This window comes from Photorhabdus kayaii (genome assembly GCF_025384895.1).
Lineage (GTDB): Bacteria > Pseudomonadota > Gammaproteobacteria > Enterobacterales > Enterobacteriaceae > Photorhabdus > Photorhabdus kayaii.
On sequence record NZ_JAJAFZ010000046.1, the window covers coordinates 21,368 to 40,772 of the forward strand.

A 19,405-nucleotide genomic window follows, 5' to 3' on the forward strand; every position below is an offset into this window, starting at 1 on the left:
CTAATAAATAAAAGTTTAACAGCATATACAAAACAAATATTACACGAATATTAGTGATATAAATCACATTAAAATCCTAACATGATCTATATCACACAACACTAATGTTAATTTTTCCACTTATAAATCATAGCATTAACTTTACTTGTCACCTGTCCTTATCTTATCCCGGTGATATTTGACCTGATTTATATTTCTAGTTAACTTGGAAAGTCGTCACTGGAAATCATCTGTCAGATTCTCATCTGAACCATAATTATGCAGTGACACAATATCATTTAAGTCACCACCTGTTTATCACAAATAAACAAGTGGTGGTTGATTGAGGGCGCAATTCAGACGCCAGTAAAAAATATTAATCTCACAAATGTCTGTGAGTTTCTGTGAGAGTCGGACAGAACCTCGGGAGGTTCACACTATGCTATATAACAAATCTCAAGAAAAGGATAACTGTGGCTTTGGACTGATAGCCCATATTGAAGGGGAGCCAAGCCACAAAGTAGTACGTACCGCTATCCATGCCTTGGCCAGAATGCAACATCGTGGGGCAATCCTGGCAGATGGCAAAACCGGTGACGGTTGTGGTTTATTGTTGCAAAAACCTGACCGCTTTTTTCGGATGGTCGCACAGGAGCAAGAGTGGCATTTAGCCCGCAATTACGCCGTCGGTATGCTATTTCTCAGCCAAGATCCTCAGATTGCACAAAACTGCCGGGCAATCATCGAACAAGAGCTACAAAATGAAACCCTGTCAGTCGTTGGCTGGCGTGCAGTCCCCATCAACAGTGATATTCTGGGCGAAATAGCCCTTTCAAGCCTCCCTCATATTGAACAGATTTTTGTTAATGCTCCGGCTGGCTGGCGTGCACGTGATTTAGAACGCCGCTTGTTCGTTGCTCGCCGACGAATAGAAAAACGCATCAATGACAGCGACTTTTATGTTTGCAGTTTGTCTAATCTAGTGACTATCTATAAAGGGCTGTGCATGGCGGCAGATTTGCCCCGTTTCTATCCCGATCTGGCTGATTTACGTTTGGAATCGGCAATTTGCCTATTCCATCAACGCTTTTCAACCAATACCGTCCCGCGCTGGCCATTGGCACAACCTTTCCGCTATCTTGCCCATAACGGTGAAATAAACACCATCACCGGTAACCGCCAGTGGGCACGAGCAAGATCCTATAAATTCAAGACACCGCTTATTCCCGATCTGCACACTGCCGCCCCTTTTGTCAATGAAACAGGGTCAGATTCCAGCTCGCTGGATAATATGCTGGAACTGTTTCTCAACGGCGGAATGGATTTAATCCGTGCTATGCGATTGCTGGTTCCTCCCGCATGGCAAAACAATCCTGATATGGATGAAGATCTGCGGGCTTTTTTTGATTTCAACTCTATGCACATGGAACCGTGGGATGGCCCCGCGGGTATCGTTATGTCAGATGGACGCTACGCTGCCTGTAATCTGGATCGTAATGGCTTGCGCCCAGCCCGTTATGTTATCACCAAAGATAAGTTGATCACCTGTGCTTCCGAAGTCGGTATCTGGGATTATCAACCAGATGAAGTGGTGGAAAAAGGGCGAGTTGGTCCCGGTGAACTTATCGTGATTGATACCCGCCAAGGCCGCATCCTGCATGCAGAAGAAACAGACAATGACTTGAAAAGCCGCCATCCCTATAAAGAATGGATGGATAAAAACGTCAAGCGTCTGACCCCATTCGAAGAATTACTGGAAGATCAAACTGGTCATCGGGATCTGAACGATCAATCCTTAGCGGTCTATCACAAACAATTTGCCTACAGCAACGAAGAGCTAGATCAAATCATCCGAGTCCTGGGAGAGAATGGTCAGGAAGCAACCGGTTCAATGGGAGATGATACGCCGTTTGCCGTCCTTTCCAGCCGCCCACGGATTATTTATGACTATTTCCGCCAGCAATTTGCTCAAGTCACTAATCCGCCAATCGACCCACTACGCGAAGCACATGTTATGTCTCTCACCACCTGCATCGGGCGGGAGATGAACGTATTTTGTGAAGCAGAGGGACAGGCACACCGATTAAGTTTTAAATCTCCTATTCTGCTCTACTCTGACTTTCACCAATTAATAACGCAGCAAAGTCCACACTATCGCGCAGAACAATTAGACTTAACTTTCAATCCACAAGAAACCAATCTGCAAAATGCCCTGTTTGCATTGTGTGATCAGGCTGAACAACTCGCCAGAGATGGTGCGGTATTGTTGGTATTATCTGACCGCAACATTACGTCGGAGAAGTTACCTATACCAGCGCCTATGGCCGTTGGCGCTATTCAACACCGTTTGGTAGAAAAAAGCCTACGCTGTGATACCAACTTGATAGTAGAAACAGCGAGTGCCCGTGATCCACACCATTTCACTGTACTACTGGGATTTGGTGCAACAGCGATTTATCCCTACCTGGCTTATGAATCCCTCGCCAAAATGGTCGATAATGGCACAATTAATAAACCTTATGCTGATGTCATGCTTAACTACCGCAATGGTATTAATAAAGGGTTATATAAAATCATGTCGAAAATGGGCATCTCGACTATCGCCTCCTATCGCTGCTCTAAACTATTTGAAGCTGTCGGCTTACATTCCGAATTAACTGAATTCTGCTTCAATGGCGTCGTCAGCCGAATTGGCGGTGCTAATTTCAGCGATTTCGAGCAGGATCTGCAAAACTTATCTAAACGTACATGGCTTGCTCGTCAACCACTCGATCAGGGCGGATTGCTGAAATATGTTCATAACGGCGAATATCACGCTTATAACCCAGATGTGATAAGCACTTTACAGTCTGCGGTTCATAGTGGCGAATATCACGATTACTTGAAATATTCTCGTTTGGTTAATCAGCGTCCAATTACCACAATCCGTGATTTGCTGGCGATAAAAACAAAAGGTGAACCTCTACCTATTGAAGAAGTAGAACCTGCCGAAGAGCTGTTTAAACGCTTTGATACCGCAGCGATGTCGATTGGAGCATTAAGCCCGGAAGCACACGAAGCTCTGGCTGAAGCTATGAATACGTTAGGTGGTTTTTCCAACTCCGGCGAAGGTGGAGAAGATCCCGCACGTTATGGAACAAAAAAGGTTTCCCGTATCAAACAAGTTGCTTCCGGTCGGTTTGGTGTGACACCGGCTTATCTGGTCAACGCTGATGTGATTCAGATTAAAGTCGCACAAGGCGCTAAACCCGGAGAAGGTGGGCAATTACCGGGTGATAAGGTAACACCGTACATTGCAAAACTACGTTATTCCGTCCCCGGCGTAACACTTATTTCTCCACCACCACATCACGATATTTACTCTATTGAAGATTTAGCTCAGTTGATTTTCGATCTAAAACAGATCAACCCCAATGCGCTGATCTCAGTAAAACTGGTTTCAGAACCCGGTGTTGGTACTGTTGCCACTGGCGTTGCCAAAGCTTATGCCGATTTAATTACTATCGCAGGCTATGACGGCGGTACCGGTGCCAGTCCATTGTCATCGGTGAAATATGCAGGATGCCCGTGGGAATTGGGGCTGGTGGAAACCCAACAAGCGCTAGTTGCTAACGGATTACGTCATAAGATCCGCTTACAAGTTGACGGCGGGTTGAAAACAGGCGTAGATATTATTAAAGCGGCCATTCTTGGCGCTGAAAGTTTCGGTTTCGGTACTGGGCCAATGGTTGCCCTTGGATGCAAATATCTGCGTATTTGCCATCTTAATAATTGTGCAACCGGGGTTGCCACTCAGGATGAGAAATTACGTCGCGACCACTACCACGGATTACCTGAACGGGTAATGAATTATTTCCGCTTTATCGCCCGTGAAACCAGAGAAATCATGGCTACATTGGGTGTCAAAAATCTAACTGATTTAATAGGCCGAACTGACCTGTTGGAAGTACTGGAAGGTATTTCAGCAAAACAGAGCAAACTCAATCTTGATCCGCTCTTGGCAACCGCAGAACCCCATCAGGGCAAAGCCTTATATTGCACTGAAAACAATCCACCATTCGATAATGGGGTCCTGAATAAGAATTTACTGGCTCAAGCCGCTAGCTATATTGAAAACCAACAAAGTAAAACTTTCTATTTCGATATCCGTAATACGGATCGTTCAGTGGGCGCTTCCCTTTCCGGTTTTATCGCTGCTCGATATGGTAATCAGGGGATCGCCGCAACGCCCATAAAAATTCATTTCAATGGTACTGCCGGTCAAAGTTTTGGCGTCTGGAATGCCGGCGGTCTGGAGCTGACGCTTATCGGTGATGCCAATGATTATGTCGGCAAAGGTATGGCTGGCGGCCGCATTGTCATACACCCTCCTGTAGGTTCTGCCTTCAAAAGCCATCAGGCAACCCTCATTGGCAACACATGTCTCTACGGTGCAACCGGAGGCAAGCTGTTTGCAGCCGGGCGAGCAGGAGAACGCTTCGCCGTTCGTAATTCAGGTGCTATCACGGTTGTGGAAGGTATCGGAGATAACGGCTGTGAATATATGACAGGAGGTATCGTCTGTATTCTCGGACGCACTGGAATAAATTTTGGTGCAGGAATGACCGGCGGCTTTGCTTATGTCCTGGATGAAAATGATGATTTCCGCAAACGGGTTAACCCAGAGTTGGTTGAAGTACTGGCAGTAGATGCCTTAGCTATCCACGAAGAGCACTTGAGAGGGCTTATCACTGAACACGTCCACCTGACAGGCTCCCAGCGCGGTGAAGATATTCTTGCTAACTGGCAACAGTGGCTGAGCAAATTTGCGCTTGTGAAGCCAAAATCCAGTGATGTGAAAGCCCTATTGGGACATCGCAGTCGTTCTTCCGCAGAGTTGCGAATTCAAGCGCAATAAGGAGCCAAGATGAGCCAGAATGTATATCAATTTATCGACTTACAACGCGTCGATCCGCCTAAAAAGCCGTTGAAAATCCGTAAAATAGAATTTGTGGAAATCTATGAGCCATTTTCAGCCATTCAGGCACAGACACAGGCTGATCGCTGCCTTTCTTGCGGTAACCCTTATTGCGAATGGAAATGTCCCGTTCATAACTACATTCCCAATTGGCTTAAACTTGCCAATGAAGGACGTATTATGGAAGCGGCTGATTTATCCCATCAAACAAACAGCCTGCCGGAAGTTTGTGGTCGTGTTTGTCCACAGGATCGCCTTTGTGAAGGCGCTTGCACTCTGAATGATGAGTTCGGTGCAGTAACCATTGGTAATATTGAACGCTACATCAATGATAAAGCGATTGCTATGGGCTGGAAGCCCGATATGTCACAAGTTCAGCCAACGGGCAAACAGGTTGCGATTATTGGTGCAGGCCCTGCTGGGTTAGCTTGTGCTGATGTATTGACTCGTAATGGCGTACAAGCCGTTGTTTTTGATCGTCACCCGGAAATCGGTGGATTACTCACCTTTGGCATACCGGCGTTTAAACTGGAAAAAGAGGTCATGATACGCCGCCGTGAAATTTTCTCTGAGATGGGAATTGAATTCCGGCTCAATACTGAAATAGGCAAAGATATTGCCTTATCTGAACTGACTGAGCAGTTTGATGCGGTATTTCTTGGTGTAGGAACCTATCAGTCAATGCGTGGGGGGCTGACAAATGAAGATGCTGATGGTGTTTATGATGCGCTGCCATTTCTGACTGCCAATACCCGACATTTGATGGGTTATCCCGCCCTACAATCGCAACCTTTCATCAATATGCAAGGTAAGCGGGTCGTGGTGCTTGGTGGCGGTGATACTGCAATGGATTGTGTCAGAACGGCTATTCGCCAAAAAGCAGCTTCAGTTACCTGTGCTTATCGTCGTGACGAAATCAACATGCCAGGCTCTCAGCGTGAAGTCAAAAATTCCAAGGAAGAAGGTGTGGAATTTCTGTTTAATCTGCAACCGGTCAGGATTGAAATCAACCATTCAGGTCAAGTTTGTGGCATAAAAATGGTACGGACTCAATTAGGTCAACCTGATGAAAATGGACGCCGCCAAGCTGAAATTATCGCAGGATCGGAACACCTGCTTAAGGCCGATGCAGTGATCATGGCATTCGGCTTTAAACCACATACCATGAACTGGCTAAGTGATCACCAAGTAACCTTGGATAAACAAGGACGTATTGTCGCACCAGAGTACTCAGACACTCCCTTTCAAACTAGCAATCCGCAGATATTTGCTGGTGGAGATGCTGTTCGTGGCTCAGATCTCGTTGTAACCGCAATTGCCGAGGGGCGTAAAGCCGCGCAAGGCATTCTTGATTATCTCAACATCTAATCAACCAAGGGAGCTTTTCAGCTCCCAACTCTTTCTATCATCAGTTCGATAACTTATATTAATTGGATTACCCTTACACAAAAAAGTAAGTGAATTTAATGAACATTCCACACTTATTACTGTCGTACATAATATTTTGGAATATTCATTCTCATTAGTGTGGGTCTTAAATAAAACATTCCAATTAACCGACACAAATATCACGATGCTTATTCAACTATAAATACTGGAAATATTAATGAAGCTAATAAAAACCTTAACTTTATTATCTCCAATGCTGTTTATCAGTCATACAGCACTTGCTTTATCACAGCCCTTAACATCTGAAAATATTAATAAAGAAATTATGAATAGAGGTACCAATTCTGTAGTGGCAGAATTAGGTGAAATAGGAGCCAAACAAGAAATCACTCACAACATTTCTACTGGTGATAGTAAATGGATAAAACTGGCTTTTAAATTAACGCAAAGCATACACCTAGGTTTTGCCAAAGAAGTTCACTACGCATTATCCTTAGCATTAATTAATAATCCTGCTGAAGTCCTTGCTAACGTAGATAAAGAAAACAATATATCATTGGCCGATATCTGCACAATCCCACCAGAACTGGGGACCAGAGAGAATAAAATAGAATTTGTAAATAAGGTTAAAAGGAGCTTAAGCGCTATCACAGATTTCAAAGCTAAAAACAGAGCTGAAGATTGTTTTTGGGAATTAGAAAAAGCCTACAATACAGAATTCTAATCAATGAATTTGAAAAAAAATAAGGAGGCAAACCGCCCCCTCTTTTTAACGCTTATTTTACTACCCGTAAAGCAGGGCGCCCTCTCGTCGGTTTTGGTGGCTCATCATCAGGTGAAGCTCCATTATCATCTCCAGCACCGGGCAATGCATCCGTAACTAATACCAGATTATCTGTCGCGGATGCAGAGGTATCAGCCTTATCCTGATCTGAAGCGGATTTAAAAAGATATTCATCTTTATAAGCTGCTTCAGGCTCAAACATCATTCCCGCCCCATTTTCACGGCCACAAATCGCAATAACTGCCGCCATCGGTACATTAACCCGACGGGGAACGCCACCAAAACGGGCATTGAAGCGTACTTCATCATTGGTTAACTCAAGATTACCAACAGCTCTCGGCGCTATATTCAGCACAATTTGCCCATCACGGGCATATTCCATTGGTACATTAACTCCACGTAAAGTCACGTCTATAACCAGATGCGGAGTCATATCATTATCGAGTAACCACTCGTAGTGAGCACGCAACAAATAAGGACGACGGGGAGACATTTGAGACAGCTCCATAAATCAGCTCCTGGATTGCAAGCGCATTTCACGTTCAGCTTCGGTTAATGAAGCCAAGAATGCATCACGCTCAAAGACACGCTGCATGTAAATTTGTAAATCTTTAGTACCAGAACTCGGTAATTCTATACCCAATACCGGTAAACGCCACAGTAAAGGAGCAAGATAACAATCAACCAAACTGAATTCTTCGCTCATAAAGAATGGCATCTCTTTAAATATTGGCGCCACTGCTAGCAACTCTTCTGCTAATCGTTTACGGGCAGTATTGGCCTCTTGAGAATTGCCTTCCTCAATAGTATGCATCAGGGAATACCAGTCTTTTTCGATGCGGTGCATCATCAAACGGCTGGAACCACGGGCAACTGGATACACAGGCATTAATGGTGGATGAGGAAAGCGTTCATCCAGATATTCCATAATGATGCGGGAATCATATAGCGTCAGCTCACGATCAACCAAAGTCGGAACTGTCTGATAAGGGTTCAGATCGATAAGGTCCTGTGGCAGGTTACCTGCCTCAACCTGCTCAACTTCAACACTGACACCTTTTTCCGCCAATACAATTCGCACTTGATGGCTAAAAATGTCGGCCGGGCCTGAAAACAGAGTCATTACCGAACGTTTGTTGGCAGCGACAGCCATGAAAACCTCCAAGTTTATCTAAAAAGGGAATGAATAGCCCCACACGACCACGACTATTCTTACTCATTCATTCTCATCCTTTATGTTTCTACGTCACAACGGTGAATACGGAATGCGCTACTCAACACAATGACTCTCGTTTCAACGCAGTCATTACCGTTTCAACGTAATTACTACCGTTCAAATAGTAGGCAGACAAATGGATGAGGCAAAAATTGGCACTAGTTTACCAGATTTTGTACATTTTGGGGGAAGTGTGTGGATAATTAAGTAAAAAACCCGCCACAAAGACGGGTTTGCACATTAAATAATTGCCATAAAGACAAAAAATTAACGTTTGGAGAACTGTGGACGACGACGTGCTTTACGCAGACCAACCTTCTTACGTTCAACTTCACGAGCATCGCGGGTAACGAAGCCAGCTTTACGAAGATCAGAACGCAGAGTTTCGTCATACGCCATCAGTGCGCGGGTGATACCGTGACGGATTGCACCTGCTTGACCAGAAATACCACCACCTTTAACAGTGATGTACAGATCCAGTTTACCCAACATATCAACCAACTCCAGCGGCTGACGAACAACCATGCGCGCTGTTTCACGGCCGAAGTAAACTTCAAGACTGCGTTTGTTGATGACGATATTACCGCTACCTGGCTTAATAAAGACACGTGCGGAAGAGCTTTTGCGGCGACCAGTGCCGTAGTATTGATTTTCAGCCATTGCCTATAATCCCGATTAAATGTCCAGAACTTGCGGTTGCTGTGCCGCATGGTTGTGCTCGCTACCTGCATAAACTTTCAGTTTACGGTACATTGCACGGCCCAGCGGCCCTTTTGGCAGCATGCCTTTAACCGCGATTTCAATTACACGCTCAGGGCGGCGGGCAATCATCTCTTCAAAGGTCGCTTGCTTAATACCACCGATATGACCGGTGTGGTGATAGTAGATTTTATCAGAACGCTTGTTGCCGGTGACTGCAACTTTTTCTGCATTAACGATGATGATGTAATCACCGGTATCAACATGCGGAGTGTATTCCGCTTTATGCTTGCCGCGCAGACGACTAGCCACTTCAGTTGCAAGACGGCCTAAAGTTTTGCCATCTGCGTCAACAACATACCAGTCGCGTTTTACGGTCTCTGGTTTAGCTGTAAAAGTTTTCATTAAAGCTTACCCAATAATAAGTTACACGTTGGTGAACACTCAAGGTTCAGAAACTTGCTGAGGTTCACACGACTCTTGTCCAGCAAACCTACCCCTTCGAATAGCCTATGCCGGCACTATTGCAAGTTTTTGGGAAAAAAACATTGCCGTAACGTGGGGTCGCAAGATTATAGAGAAGTCAAAAATAAAAATCGACCCCAATTTGAATATTTAAAATCAGTTTTGAGTCTGAAATATACGGGTAAACACAAAATTAAGGTAAATGAGGTAATTTCAGATACTCTTCACTTTGCATCTCTTGCAAACGGGATAAGCAACGCTGGTATTCGAAAACCAACAACACCCCTTGGTAAATTTGCTCCATCGGCACCGCCGCATTAATTATCAATTTTACCCGGCGTTCGTAAAATTCATCAACCAGCGCCAGGAAACGGCGAGCGGCATTTTCATTACCCGGCATTATCGCCGGAACCTGATATAACAAAACCGTGTGATAAAGTTTTGATAAAACAATGTAATCCATCTGACTACGCGCATCTTCACACAAAACTTTAAATCCAATTGCCAATACACCATCAGCATGACGAATCGCGGGCATCTGCCGGTGGTTAATTTCCAATACAGAGGCTTGTTCTCTACTATTATTACCGGTCAAAAGAATAAACATTTGATCCATCGCGCGTTCATTATCTTCATTCAGCGGTGTGAAATAGAGATGAGCTTGAGTCAACGTGCGCAACCGATAGTCAATACCCGAATCCACATTCATCACGTCACAATATTTTTTGATCTGCTCAATAGCAGGCAAAAAGCGAGCTCTCTGTAAACCATTACGATAGAGTTCATCAGGAGGAATATTTGACGTTGCAATCAAGGTAATCCCCCTGACAAACAGCGCTTCCAACAATGTACCAAGAATCATCGCATCAGTAATATCGGAGACAAAAAATTCATCAAAGCAAAGTACATCTGTTTCCGTTTTAAAACCATCAGCCACAATATCCAGCGGATTTTCATGCCCTTGCAATACCTTTAATTCTTCATGTACCCGCAGCATAAAACGATGGAAATGCAAGCGTAGTTTTCTTTCACCGGGTAAACTCTGGTAAAACATATCCATTAACCAAGTTTTCCCTCTACCCACGCCCCCCCACATATAAAGCCCTTGAACAGGCGCACAGCTCATTGAAGCCTGCTTTCCTAACAGTTTACTCAGACGCCTTTTCAAGCTTTGTCGCCTCACGGGATTACTGGGAGAAGCATTAATCAGAGTATTGTGAATGGTATCCAATTGCGCTACAACTTGGCGCTGAACATCATCTGGTTGGTATTTACCCTCAGAAAGGGCTTGTTGATAATATGATGAAGGGGTAGTCAATGATGGCATAACAATAACAATCCTTAAAATAATCGCCCGTTTTTTATCGTTTTTATCCGATGCGCCGTAAAACCCCGGTCCTTCAGGGCGGTGATATAAGGCGCGGTATTCAGACTAACTCGGTGTTTGCTGTTGCTCAATGTATTGGCGAATGATTGATATTGGCGCCCCGCCACAACTACCCGCAAAATAACTCGGTGTCCAAAGAACACCTTTGTAGTAATAGCGCTGTGCAATATCAGGACGATCTCGGCGAAGCAATCGACTCGATACCCCTTTGAGGCTGTTAACCAGATTAGATACGGCCAATTTAGGGGGGTAATTAATTAGCAGGTGAACATGATCTTGTTCGCCATCCATTTCAACCAGTTCAACAGCAAAATCGGCACAGACACGGGCAAAATAGCCTCGTAGCTTTTCAATCGCATCCTGATCAAATATTTTTCGCCTGTATTTTGTGACAAATACCAAGTGGACGTGCATCAGGAAAATACAGTGTCTTCCACGGCGAATATCCGTTTCATTTTTCATAGACCAAAGTATAATGGCGGGGATGAAACGATTACAAGCCTTCAAATTCCAGTTAAGACCCAATGGTCAGCAGGAGCGTGATATGCGACGCTTCGCTGGAGCTTGTCGTTTTGTTTTCAATCGGGCTTTGGCTCACCAAAATGAAAACTCTGAATCGGGAAATAAGTACATTCCCTATCCAAAAATGGCATCATGGCTCATTGCATGGAAATCTGACACCGAGACACCATGGCTTAAAGACGCCCCATCACAGCCCTTGCAGCAGTCTCTTAAAGATCTGGAGCGAGCCTACAAAAACTGCTTTCAAAAGCGAGCCGCGTTTCCCCGTTTCAAAAAGCGGGGATGTCACGATGCTTTCCGCTATCCACAGGGTGTCAAACTGGATCAGGCCAACAGCCGTATTTTTCTTCCCAGGCTGGGCTGGCTACGCTATCACAGCAGCCGTGAAGTCATCAGTGAAGTGAAGAACGTCACCGTCAGCCAGTCATGCGGCAGATGGTACGCCAGCCTCCAGACAGAGTATGAGACGACAGAGCCCCGGCATGAATCCTCATCAATGGTGGGGCTTGATGCGGGGGTAGCAAAACTGGCCACCCTTTCAGATGGCACGGTATACGAGCCTGTAAACAGTTTTAAAACCAGCCTGCATAAGCTGGCGAGACTCCAGCGTCAGTTAAGCCGAAAAGTGAAGTTCAGCGCTAACTGGCAGAAACAGAAACGAAAAATTCAGAAACTGCACACCCATATAGCCAACATACGCAAGGACTATCTTCATAAAGTCACCACGACAATCAGCAAAAACCACGCAATGATAGTCATGGAGGACTTGAAGGTCAGAAACCTGTCAAAATCGGCGAAAGGAACGACAGAACAGCCTGGACGCAATGTACGAGCAAAATCAGGCTTAAACCGCGCGATACTGGATCAGGGCTGGTATGAAATGCGCCGTCAGCTTGAGTATAAGCAGCTCTGGCGCGGAGGTCAGGTATTAGCCATAGCGCCAGCCTATACCAGTCAACAATGTGCTTGCTGTGGTCATACCGCAAAAGAAAACCGCCAGTCACAGAATAAATTCGAGTGTCAGGCATGTGGCTATACCGCAAACGCCGATATCAACGGAACGCGCAATATTTTAGCGGCAGGGCATGCCGTGCTTGCCTGTGGAGGGAGGGTGCAGTCAGACCGCCCGTTGAAGCAGGAACCCACCGAAATGATTTAGACTTCGGTCTGAACATAGTAGGAATCCTCGTCCTTTGGGCGGGGAGGATGTCAAGATTCAGATTGACCTTATTATCGGATCAATTGTCTACAATTAAGGTCCACAATAAGATCTATACCCTATGGATTTCAAGATGCATCGCGACGGCAAGGGAGCGAATCCCCGAGAGCATAGAGAACGATGAGACCGGGGTGAGTGAGCGCAGCCAACAAAGAGGCAACTTGAAAGATGACGGGTATACAAGCAAATGTAAATCATGATCAATATTCCACTCTAACTAGATTAACGGTTATAGTGACGATAATTAAGTGAAACATTCTGCGGAACAACGATGTCGATGAAGGAGTAGCTATGACTATGACTTGGGAGTATGCACTGATTGGATTGGTGGTTGGTTTTGCTATCGGAGCGCTAGTTATGCGTTTTGGTAACACTAAGCTGCGCCAGCAGAAAGCCTTACAAACTGAATTGGAGAATAATAAATCAGAACTGGAAGAGTACCGTAAAGAATTAGTTGGTCATTTTGCCCGTAGCGCAGAATTACTCGACAATATGGCTCGCGATTATCGTCAGTTATATCAACATATGGCTAAAAGCTCTCATGAACTGATGCCAAATATGCCAGCACAAGAAAATCCATTTAATTATCGATTGACTGAGTCAGAAGCGGATAATGATCAATCTCCGGTTAAAATGCCACCAAGAGATTATTCCGATAGCGCTTCCGGCCTGTTTCGTCCGATGAATGAAAAAAACCAGTAAATACCCTGCTGTGGCACATCGTGTGCCACAGCATTAATTCAAATGTAAAAGCTATTATCTACCTACAAGTTTTGTTTTTTTGTTTTTCAATCATGTAAATACCTGTAAAGAATCATGCTAAATCTGTTTGCCCGATGAACTTTATTTAATAATTAACAGTCATAGAGTAATCATGGCAGCTTGCCAGAATTAACTCAGTTAGCCTTCGGCTTAGGTATACAAGAGAACAAAATTAGATGAAAAGAAAACACTTATTCCTTAGTGCATTAGCAATCAGTATCGGATTGTCTACAATTTCTGTCCCTACGATTAGCCAGGCTGCTTTGCCTGCTGCTATCGCCGGTCAGGCGTTGCCAAGCCTCGCACCGATGCTTGAAAAAGTCCTGCCAGCCGTTGTCAGCGTGCATGTCTCTGGTACGCAGGTACAACAGGAACAGAGTATACCTGAAGAATTCAGATTCTTCTTTGGTCCAAATCTACCCATGGGCCGTGAAAGTACCCGCCCATTCCAAGGGCTTGGTTCAGGTGTCATCATTGACGCTGCCAAAGGTTATATATTAACCAACAATCACGTTATTGAAAATGCAGATAAAATCCGTGTGCAATTGAATGATGGCCGCGAATATGAAGCCAAATTATTAGGCCGCGATCCTCAGACCGATATTGCCTTACTGCAACTGAAAGATGCTAAGAATTTAACTGCAATTACTATGGCCGATTCTGATAAGCTCCGAGTTGGTGATTTCGCTGTTGCAGTTGGTAATCCATTTGGCCTTGGTCAAACTGCAACTTCCGGCATTATCTCTGCGTTAGGGCGTAGCGGTTTGAATCTGGAAGGATTGGAAAACTTCATCCAAACAGATGCCTCTATTAACCGTGGCAACTCCGGTGGCGCACTGGTTAATTTGAATGGTGAATTAATCGGTATCAATACCGCTATTCTAGCCCCAGGTGGTGGTAACATCGGTATCGGCTTTGCTATCCCAAGTAATATGGCAAAAACCCTGAGCGAGCAGCTTATCGCGCATGGTGAAGTAAAACGCGGTATTCTCGGTATTAAAGGCACTGAAATGAATTCCGATATCGCTAAGGCATTCAATATTGACGCCCAGCGCGGAGCATTTGTCAGTGAAGTATTACCAAAATCCGCAGCAGCGAAAGCAGGTATTAAATCCGGCGATATTCTTATTTCCGTTGACGGTAAGAAGATTAGTAGCTTTGCTGAACTGAAAGCCAAAATCGGCACAACGATACCAGGTAAAGAAATTAAAATTGGTTTATTGCGTAAAGGTAAGCCAATGGAGGTTTCTGTTACGCTGGAAAACAGTGAAGGTCAAACAACCAAAGCCGGAAATCTAACTCTTGCCCTGCAAGGTGCAACCCTAAGCAATGGTGAAGTGAAAGGGACTTACGGTGTGAAAATCGATAGTGTTGCTCAAAACTCACCGGCGGCGTTATCTGGCTTACAGAAAAATGACCTGATTGTTGGGATCAATAATGAACGGGTACAGAATATTAATGAACTGCGCAAAGTTATTGATTCTAAACCACCCGTCATAGCGCTGAACATCCTTCGCGGAGAAGAGAGTATCTATCTGTTACTGAGAAATTAATACTTTTAGTAAAAATCGATCTCATTCCATTTAAGACACAGCATAAAGCTGTGTCTTAAGTCGCTGATATCCCTCGCGACCTCGATTTCGAGGGAGTAAACGAATTGGAGATTATTCGTGAAGACGATATCATTATTCTGCGGCCGGTTAAATCCTGTTGGAATTCCTTTTTGTAACAAGAAAAAGCTAACTCTGGCTTTTTAACCGAACGGCTGGATATTATGGAAGAAGGACGCGTTAAGTTATGAAAAAATATATACCCGTCATCTTTCAAGTTGCCTCTTTCTGTTAATGGTTAATAGCATTTGATTAAATGTAATTAACTGTTCTTATAAAAAATGCATCATTGAGTTAAATCCGCCTTTTACTTTCACATAAAACCTTTAATTTCTCTGCATTCTCACTTTTAAATGTTCATAGTAAGGAATAGAGCATATTTATTTACTCTGCACTTTTTAAAAAGTTGGCATTAATGGGATACCTACTTTTTAAATCCTCAGATGAGTTAATTACCGATAAAAAATGCTTGCATTCACTAATAACTGGAAATACAAGTAAAAAGAGAAAGTTAACCATGTTAAAAAAGATGGCATCTGTAAAACAATTATCATTCCTGGGGTTTTCCTATTTTTTAAAGCAAAAATGCATCCAATAGATGGTTTTGATTAAGCAGTTTTTATAAACCTAATGATTTTTCGTTTCCTGATACGTATTTAACTTTCCCACTTTCATTAAACTGATGTTTAGGTTTTCTCTTTTCCCGTATTTAACTCTTCAACTTTAAAACCAGAGCAGATATGCTAATAGTATTTAAGCTCAATATTTAATACTGCTAATCTAGTCAACCTAAAGGTTTATCGATTTTCTTTAATGATTGACTCTGTTTTTCATAAACGCCTTACAACCCATACAAAACCACTTATTTAAGCACATTAGCTTAATTTGGTTAATCCTGTTAAATAAGATTTCAAAATAGTGCTACATCTTATACCACTCATAATTCTATGTATAACAATGGGTTGAAGAAGGCTATGTGTAGCATAATTACGAAACGTTATTTAAATATTTTTATTCTTATTATTGGATTAACGCTGTCACTTTATTAATCAATTCAAGACCGGTTTTTCCTGATGTTTTCTCTTACAATGCCAGTATAACGTCGAATTTTTTACCCATTTTAAAAAAGCCTTAATCACTTATTTTCACCTTTAATGATTAAAGTTTTTACCTGTTTTTTCATAATACGCTTACTATTTTTTCCAGATTTTAAAACTACACTGATAGACCATAAACGGTTTTTTAACGACTGTTTTATCATATGCAGATAAAGCGTACCTTATCTTACCTGAATGAGTGAAAATTTCTGTCACGCCTTGCTTTCAAACGATATGAAAAACGACACCTCACATGATTTAATCTGAGTGAATCTCAACATGACGAAGTAAATAAAAAGCGCTAAAACGAAAAGTTAAAGATAGTGAAAACAGCGTTAAAACCCCTCCGGTTGTAGCAAAATGCGATAAAAAAAGTTTAATACCCTCGTAAACTGTCAGTACAAATTTTTTCGTTTTATGATTAATGAAAACTCAATAGTGATAATCGAAGCGCTAAAAGTAGATACAGCATAATGCGGTGTCTGTTAATTTCTATGTTATCCTGCCATGACTCATCAACTCACACTGAATAATACCCATGATTGCCAAGTTGCTGCGCTCTGCTTTTTTAGGATTACTTGTAGCTGTAATTTTGCTAATTACCATTCCATCGCTGCGCCCTAGCGGGCTGATATCTGCAATTACCAGCAACAGTAATGACGAAATTCCATTCAGCTTTAATAAAGGTGTCCGCAGGGCGGCGCCCGCCGTGGTTAACGTCTACAGCAGCAACATGGGGAGTTTTTCTCATCAAGGTCGGGAAAACCATACCCTTGGTTCCGGCGTCATCATGAGCGATAAGGGCTACATCCTTACCAATAAACACGTCATTAATAATGCAGGACAAATTATTGTTGCACTGCAAGACGGTCATTTTTATGAAGCTCTGGTCATAGGTTCTGATAGCTTAACGGATCTTGCTGTCCTGAAAATTAATGCCGAGAACCTGCCTGTCATAACGATTAATCCAAATAGAGTCGCGCATGTGGGAGATGTCGTTCTAGCCATTGGTAACCCTTACAACTTGGGGCAAACCATTACTCAAGGGATTATTAGCGCTACCGGTCGCGTTGGATTAAGCCCTACCCGCCGCCAAAACTTTCTCCAAACTGATGCTTCCATTAATCAAGGTAACTCCGGCGGAGCGCTGATTAACACCCTTGGTGAGCTGGTGGGTATCAATACATTATCATTCGATAAAAGTGAAAATGGTGAAACGCCAGAAGGACTGGGGTTTGCTATTCCGACTGAACTCGCCACTAAAATTATGCAAAAACTTATCCGTGACGGACGGGTTATCCGGGGTTTTATCGGCATAACGTCACAAGAGCTGCCACATATTCGCTCTTCTAACGGCAATATTAACCAGATTCAGGGATTACGAGTATTTCAGGTGACTGCAAACGGGCCAGCGCAAAAAGCCAGTATTAAAGTGGGTGATATCATTACCAGTGTCAATAACAAACCCGCTATTTCTGCGGTTGAAACAATGGATCAAGTCGCTGAAATACGCCCCGGCAGCGTTGTTCCTGTCACTTTATTGCGCAATGGGAAATTGTTATCGCTGCAAGTGACCATTGAAGAATTTGATGAATATTAATTAATCTGAGCTTCACTTAAATCGGATTTTTGATTAACGCTGCTGGTTTAGTTTAAAAAAACTTTTGCGACACACATCACATTTATTAATGTTAATCAAATGTTCATCACCCAAACAGACGGGACAACATGAATTTTTTATTATATGTTCTTGATTGGATATTAAACAAATAAAACGACTTATTAGTTATCTTAACTGTACTCTTAAGCAGCAATGGAATATCCCCGATGTTGCCTGTTCAATACAGGTTATCAATAAGACCATCAACAACAGACTGCTAGCGCCTTTATAGTTCTGACGTAACTTGCCCGAGGTTCTTTAACCCTTGGGTAGCTTATAACTATGCGCCGCATGCCGGGCAACTGTGCTGTGCGTTGTAAACCTCAAAAATGATAAGGGAAGCGTGATGTCATTCCAAAAAAACCAATGCAGGCGATTTAGCGCCGAACAAATCTCTGACCGCCTGAGTGCTCAAAGCGCTGGCGGTCTAACATGCAACAAGCCCTCAATCCAGCTAAAACAGCGGCTCACTATCATGACCTCGTTTCAGCCCCGCCGGGATGATAACCCACAATAGTGTCCGGGAGGGGTCATGAGTGTATTGATGATGGCCTGGCTGGGGGCCGGCGCCGCGCAGCGCGCAACCAGACCAGAGACGACCGCCGCGGGAAATGCTCCGCCACCGACCGAAGGCAGCGCTTCGGCCGATACGGCGCTGAATTATCTGGAAAGTGAGGATTTTCAGCGTCATTCGCTGGCGGCGGCGATAACGTATACCGTTGCGGTGGGCGGCGCTCCCGCCGCCCTCCCGCTGGTCGCCGGGGTGGCCGCCGGGAAACTGGGGGCGCAGATAGGCAATGATATCGGCGAAAGCCTCACCCATGGCGTGATGGGTTTTTTTGGCCAGAGTACCGTCGCCACCGAAGGCCAGGCCCCGGCCCGCCTGGGGGATGCGATTGCCCACCAGAATAAAAGCGCCGGATTATGGGGCGCGCTGGGCGGCGTGGTGCTCGGCGCGCTGGCGGCGGTGGCCGTCGGCGGGTTAATTGTGGCGACCGGCGGCCTGGCGATGGCCGTGGTGGCCGGGGCGGCGGCCGGGCTGGCAGGCGGTTTTGTCGGCGGACTGGTCTCGGCCGTGGGCGCGGCACTCGGGCAATATGGGGCGAATAAGGGCCAAATTGTCGAAGGCTCGCCGGACGTCTTTTTTGAAGGTCAGCCGGTGGCCCGTCAGGGGGACAAAATTATGTGCAGCGACCACCCCGGCCCGGTGGTGATTGCCGAAGGCGCGAAAACGGTGTTTGCCAATGGCAAGCCCATTGCCCGGCTGGGCCACCGCACCACCTGTGACGCCAATATCAACAGCGCTGCCGCCTCAATTGCCATCACCCCGCAAACCGGTGAGGCCCTGACTATCCTGACCGCCAACAACAAAGACCTGCGCTGGCTGGTCGCCATTGCCGGCCTGCTCCCGCTGCCGCTTGGCCGGAAAGGCAACGGCGGCAAAGCCAAATCCGGGGCGGAACCCACCCCGTCGGTGAAAAAAACCGGCTGTAACCGTCAGCTCTGTAGCAAAGCCGGCGAGCCGGTAGACGTGGCGACCGGCGACTTCCTACAGGTCTGGCCGGTGCTGGCCCTGCCGGGGGTATTGCCGCTGACCCTGAACCGGACTTACCGCTCCACCGCCGCCCTGGCCGGGCTGTTCGGCCCCAAATGGGCCGA

At 44.8% G+C, this 19,405-nt stretch carries 15 protein-coding genes and 1 pseudogene; 10 read left to right on the top strand and 6 right to left on the bottom strand.

Features of this window, described 5'->3' with window-relative positions; genetic code table 11:
• The first annotated feature begins 418 nt into the window (after positions 1-418).
• The 3 genes from gltB (at position 419) to LGZ98_RS16155 (ending at position 7,049) form a co-directional block, all read left to right on the top strand.
• A complete protein-coding gene (gene gltB, locus LGZ98_RS16145; RefSeq protein ID WP_113043951.1) occupies positions 419-4,876 on the top strand; it encodes a glutamate synthase large subunit in 4,458 nt (1,485 codons plus the stop codon).
• A gap of 9 nt (positions 4,877-4,885) precedes the next feature.
• On the top strand, positions 4,886-6,304 hold the full coding sequence (locus tag LGZ98_RS16150) for a glutamate synthase small subunit (protein WP_113043950.1): 1,419 nt from the start codon (positions 4,886-4,888) through the stop codon (positions 6,302-6,304).
• A 238-nt stretch (positions 6,305-6,542) separates the two neighbouring features.
• Positions 6,543-7,049 (top strand): hypothetical protein, encoded by a 507-nt coding sequence (locus tag LGZ98_RS16155; RefSeq protein ID WP_113043949.1) that lies wholly within the window; start codon positions 6,543-6,545, stop codon positions 7,047-7,049.
• A gap of 52 nt (positions 7,050-7,101) precedes the next feature.
• On the opposite strand, the gene sspB is transcribed toward LGZ98_RS16155, so the two are convergent.
• The 6 genes from sspB to tnpA all read right to left on the bottom strand — a co-directional run bounded on the left by sspB (position 7,102) and on the right by tnpA (position 11,338).
• A complete protein-coding gene (gene sspB, locus LGZ98_RS16160) occupies positions 7,102-7,617 on the bottom strand; it encodes a ClpXP protease specificity-enhancing factor (protein ID WP_262978285.1) in 516 nt (171 codons plus the stop codon).
• 3 nt (positions 7,618-7,620) lie between these two features.
• Positions 7,621-8,262, bottom strand: a complete 642-nt coding sequence (gene sspA / locus LGZ98_RS16165) for a stringent starvation protein SspA (RefSeq protein WP_058589205.1) — start codon at positions 8,260-8,262, stop codon at positions 7,621-7,623.
• Between the two features lie 330 nt (positions 8,263-8,592).
• Positions 8,593-8,985 (bottom strand): 30S ribosomal protein S9, encoded by a 393-nt coding sequence (gene rpsI / locus LGZ98_RS16170; RefSeq protein WP_011148146.1) that lies wholly within the window; start codon positions 8,983-8,985, stop codon positions 8,593-8,595.
• Positions 8,986-9,000: 15 nt separating this feature from the next.
• A complete protein-coding gene (rplM, locus tag LGZ98_RS16175) occupies positions 9,001-9,429 on the bottom strand; it encodes a 50S ribosomal protein L13 (protein WP_112878885.1) in 429 nt (142 codons plus the stop codon).
• 253 nt (positions 9,430-9,682) lie between these two features.
• Positions 9,683-10,816, bottom strand: a complete 1,134-nt coding sequence (gene zapE, locus LGZ98_RS16180) for a cell division protein ZapE (RefSeq protein ID WP_113043947.1) — start codon at positions 10,814-10,816, stop codon at positions 9,683-9,685.
• Between the two features lie 105 nt (positions 10,817-10,921).
• Positions 10,922-11,338, bottom strand: coding sequence for an IS200/IS605 family transposase (gene tnpA / locus LGZ98_RS16185; RefSeq protein WP_113043946.1), 417 nt, complete (start codon positions 11,336-11,338; stop codon positions 10,922-10,924).
• 22 nt (positions 11,339-11,360) lie between these two features.
• Here tnpA and LGZ98_RS16190 point away from each other — a divergent pair, with 22 nt between their 5' ends.
• From LGZ98_RS16190 to LGZ98_RS16220, 7 genes and pseudogenes are all read left to right on the top strand, one after another.
• Positions 11,361-12,557: an RNA-guided endonuclease InsQ/TnpB family protein gene (locus LGZ98_RS16190; protein WP_262978286.1), complete on the top strand. Its 1,197-nt coding sequence runs from the start codon at positions 11,361-11,363 to the stop codon at positions 12,555-12,557.
• A 47-nt stretch (positions 12,558-12,604) separates the two neighbouring features.
• A complete protein-coding gene (locus LGZ98_RS16195) occupies positions 12,605-12,817 on the top strand; it encodes a hypothetical protein (RefSeq protein WP_146748132.1) in 213 nt (70 codons plus the stop codon).
• Between the two features lie 97 nt (positions 12,818-12,914).
• The gene (gene zapG, locus LGZ98_RS16200) at positions 12,915-13,319 is read left to right on the top strand and encodes a Z-ring associated protein ZapG (protein WP_113043966.1); all 405 of its coding nucleotides are present in this window, start codon (positions 12,915-12,917) and stop codon (positions 13,317-13,319) included.
• 236 nt (positions 13,320-13,555) lie between these two features.
• Positions 13,556-14,932, top strand: a complete 1,377-nt coding sequence (gene degQ / locus LGZ98_RS16205; RefSeq protein WP_113043944.1) for a serine endoprotease DegQ — start codon at positions 13,556-13,558, stop codon at positions 14,930-14,932.
• Between the two features lie 68 nt (positions 14,933-15,000).
• A pseudogene (locus LGZ98_RS16210) lies at positions 15,001-15,180 on the top strand (type II toxin-antitoxin system VapB family antitoxin).
• A gap of 1,444 nt (positions 15,181-16,624) precedes the next feature.
• Positions 16,625-17,686 (top strand): outer membrane-stress sensor serine endopeptidase DegS, encoded by a 1,062-nt coding sequence (gene degS / locus LGZ98_RS16215; RefSeq protein ID WP_262978287.1) that lies wholly within the window; start codon positions 16,625-16,627, stop codon positions 17,684-17,686.
• A 592-nt stretch (positions 17,687-18,278) separates the two neighbouring features.
• Positions 18,279-19,405: PAAR domain-containing protein (locus LGZ98_RS16220; protein WP_262978288.1), on the top strand; the 1,127-nt coding region annotated here is incomplete at its 3' end.

Excerpts from the sequence above, each read along its gene's own strand:
- gltB (WP_113043951.1), top strand. The coding sequence starts at position 419 with ATGCTATATAACAAATCTCAAGAAAAGGATAACTGTGGCTTTGGACTG.
- LGZ98_RS16150 (WP_113043950.1), top strand. The coding sequence starts at position 4,886 with ATGAGCCAGAATGTATATCAATTTATCGACTTACAACGCGTCGATCCG.
- LGZ98_RS16155 (WP_113043949.1), top strand. The coding sequence starts at position 6,543 with ATGAAGCTAATAAAAACCTTAACTTTATTATCTCCAATGCTGTTTATC.
- sspB (WP_262978285.1), bottom strand. The coding sequence starts at position 7,617 with ATGGAGCTGTCTCAAATGTCTCCCCGTCGTCCTTATTTGTTGCGTGCT.
- sspA (WP_058589205.1), bottom strand. The coding sequence starts at position 8,262 with ATGGCTGTCGCTGCCAACAAACGTTCGGTAATGACTCTGTTTTCAGGC.
- rpsI (WP_011148146.1), bottom strand. The coding sequence starts at position 8,985 with ATGGCTGAAAATCAATACTACGGCACTGGTCGCCGCAAAAGCTCTTCC.
- rplM (WP_112878885.1), bottom strand. The coding sequence starts at position 9,429 with ATGAAAACTTTTACAGCTAAACCAGAGACCGTAAAACGCGACTGGTAT.
- zapE (WP_113043947.1), bottom strand. The coding sequence starts at position 10,816 with ATGCCATCATTGACTACCCCTTCATCATATTATCAACAAGCCCTTTCT.
- tnpA (WP_113043946.1), bottom strand. The coding sequence starts at position 11,338 with ATGAAAAATGAAACGGATATTCGCCGTGGAAGACACTGTATTTTCCTG.
- LGZ98_RS16190 (WP_262978286.1), top strand. The coding sequence starts at position 11,361 with ATGAAACGATTACAAGCCTTCAAATTCCAGTTAAGACCCAATGGTCAG.
- LGZ98_RS16195 (WP_146748132.1), top strand. The coding sequence starts at position 12,605 with ATGTCAAGATTCAGATTGACCTTATTATCGGATCAATTGTCTACAATT.
- zapG (WP_113043966.1), top strand. The coding sequence starts at position 12,915 with ATGACTTGGGAGTATGCACTGATTGGATTGGTGGTTGGTTTTGCTATC.
- degQ (WP_113043944.1), top strand. The coding sequence starts at position 13,556 with ATGAAAAGAAAACACTTATTCCTTAGTGCATTAGCAATCAGTATCGGA.
- degS (WP_262978287.1), top strand. The coding sequence starts at position 16,625 with ATGATTGCCAAGTTGCTGCGCTCTGCTTTTTTAGGATTACTTGTAGCT.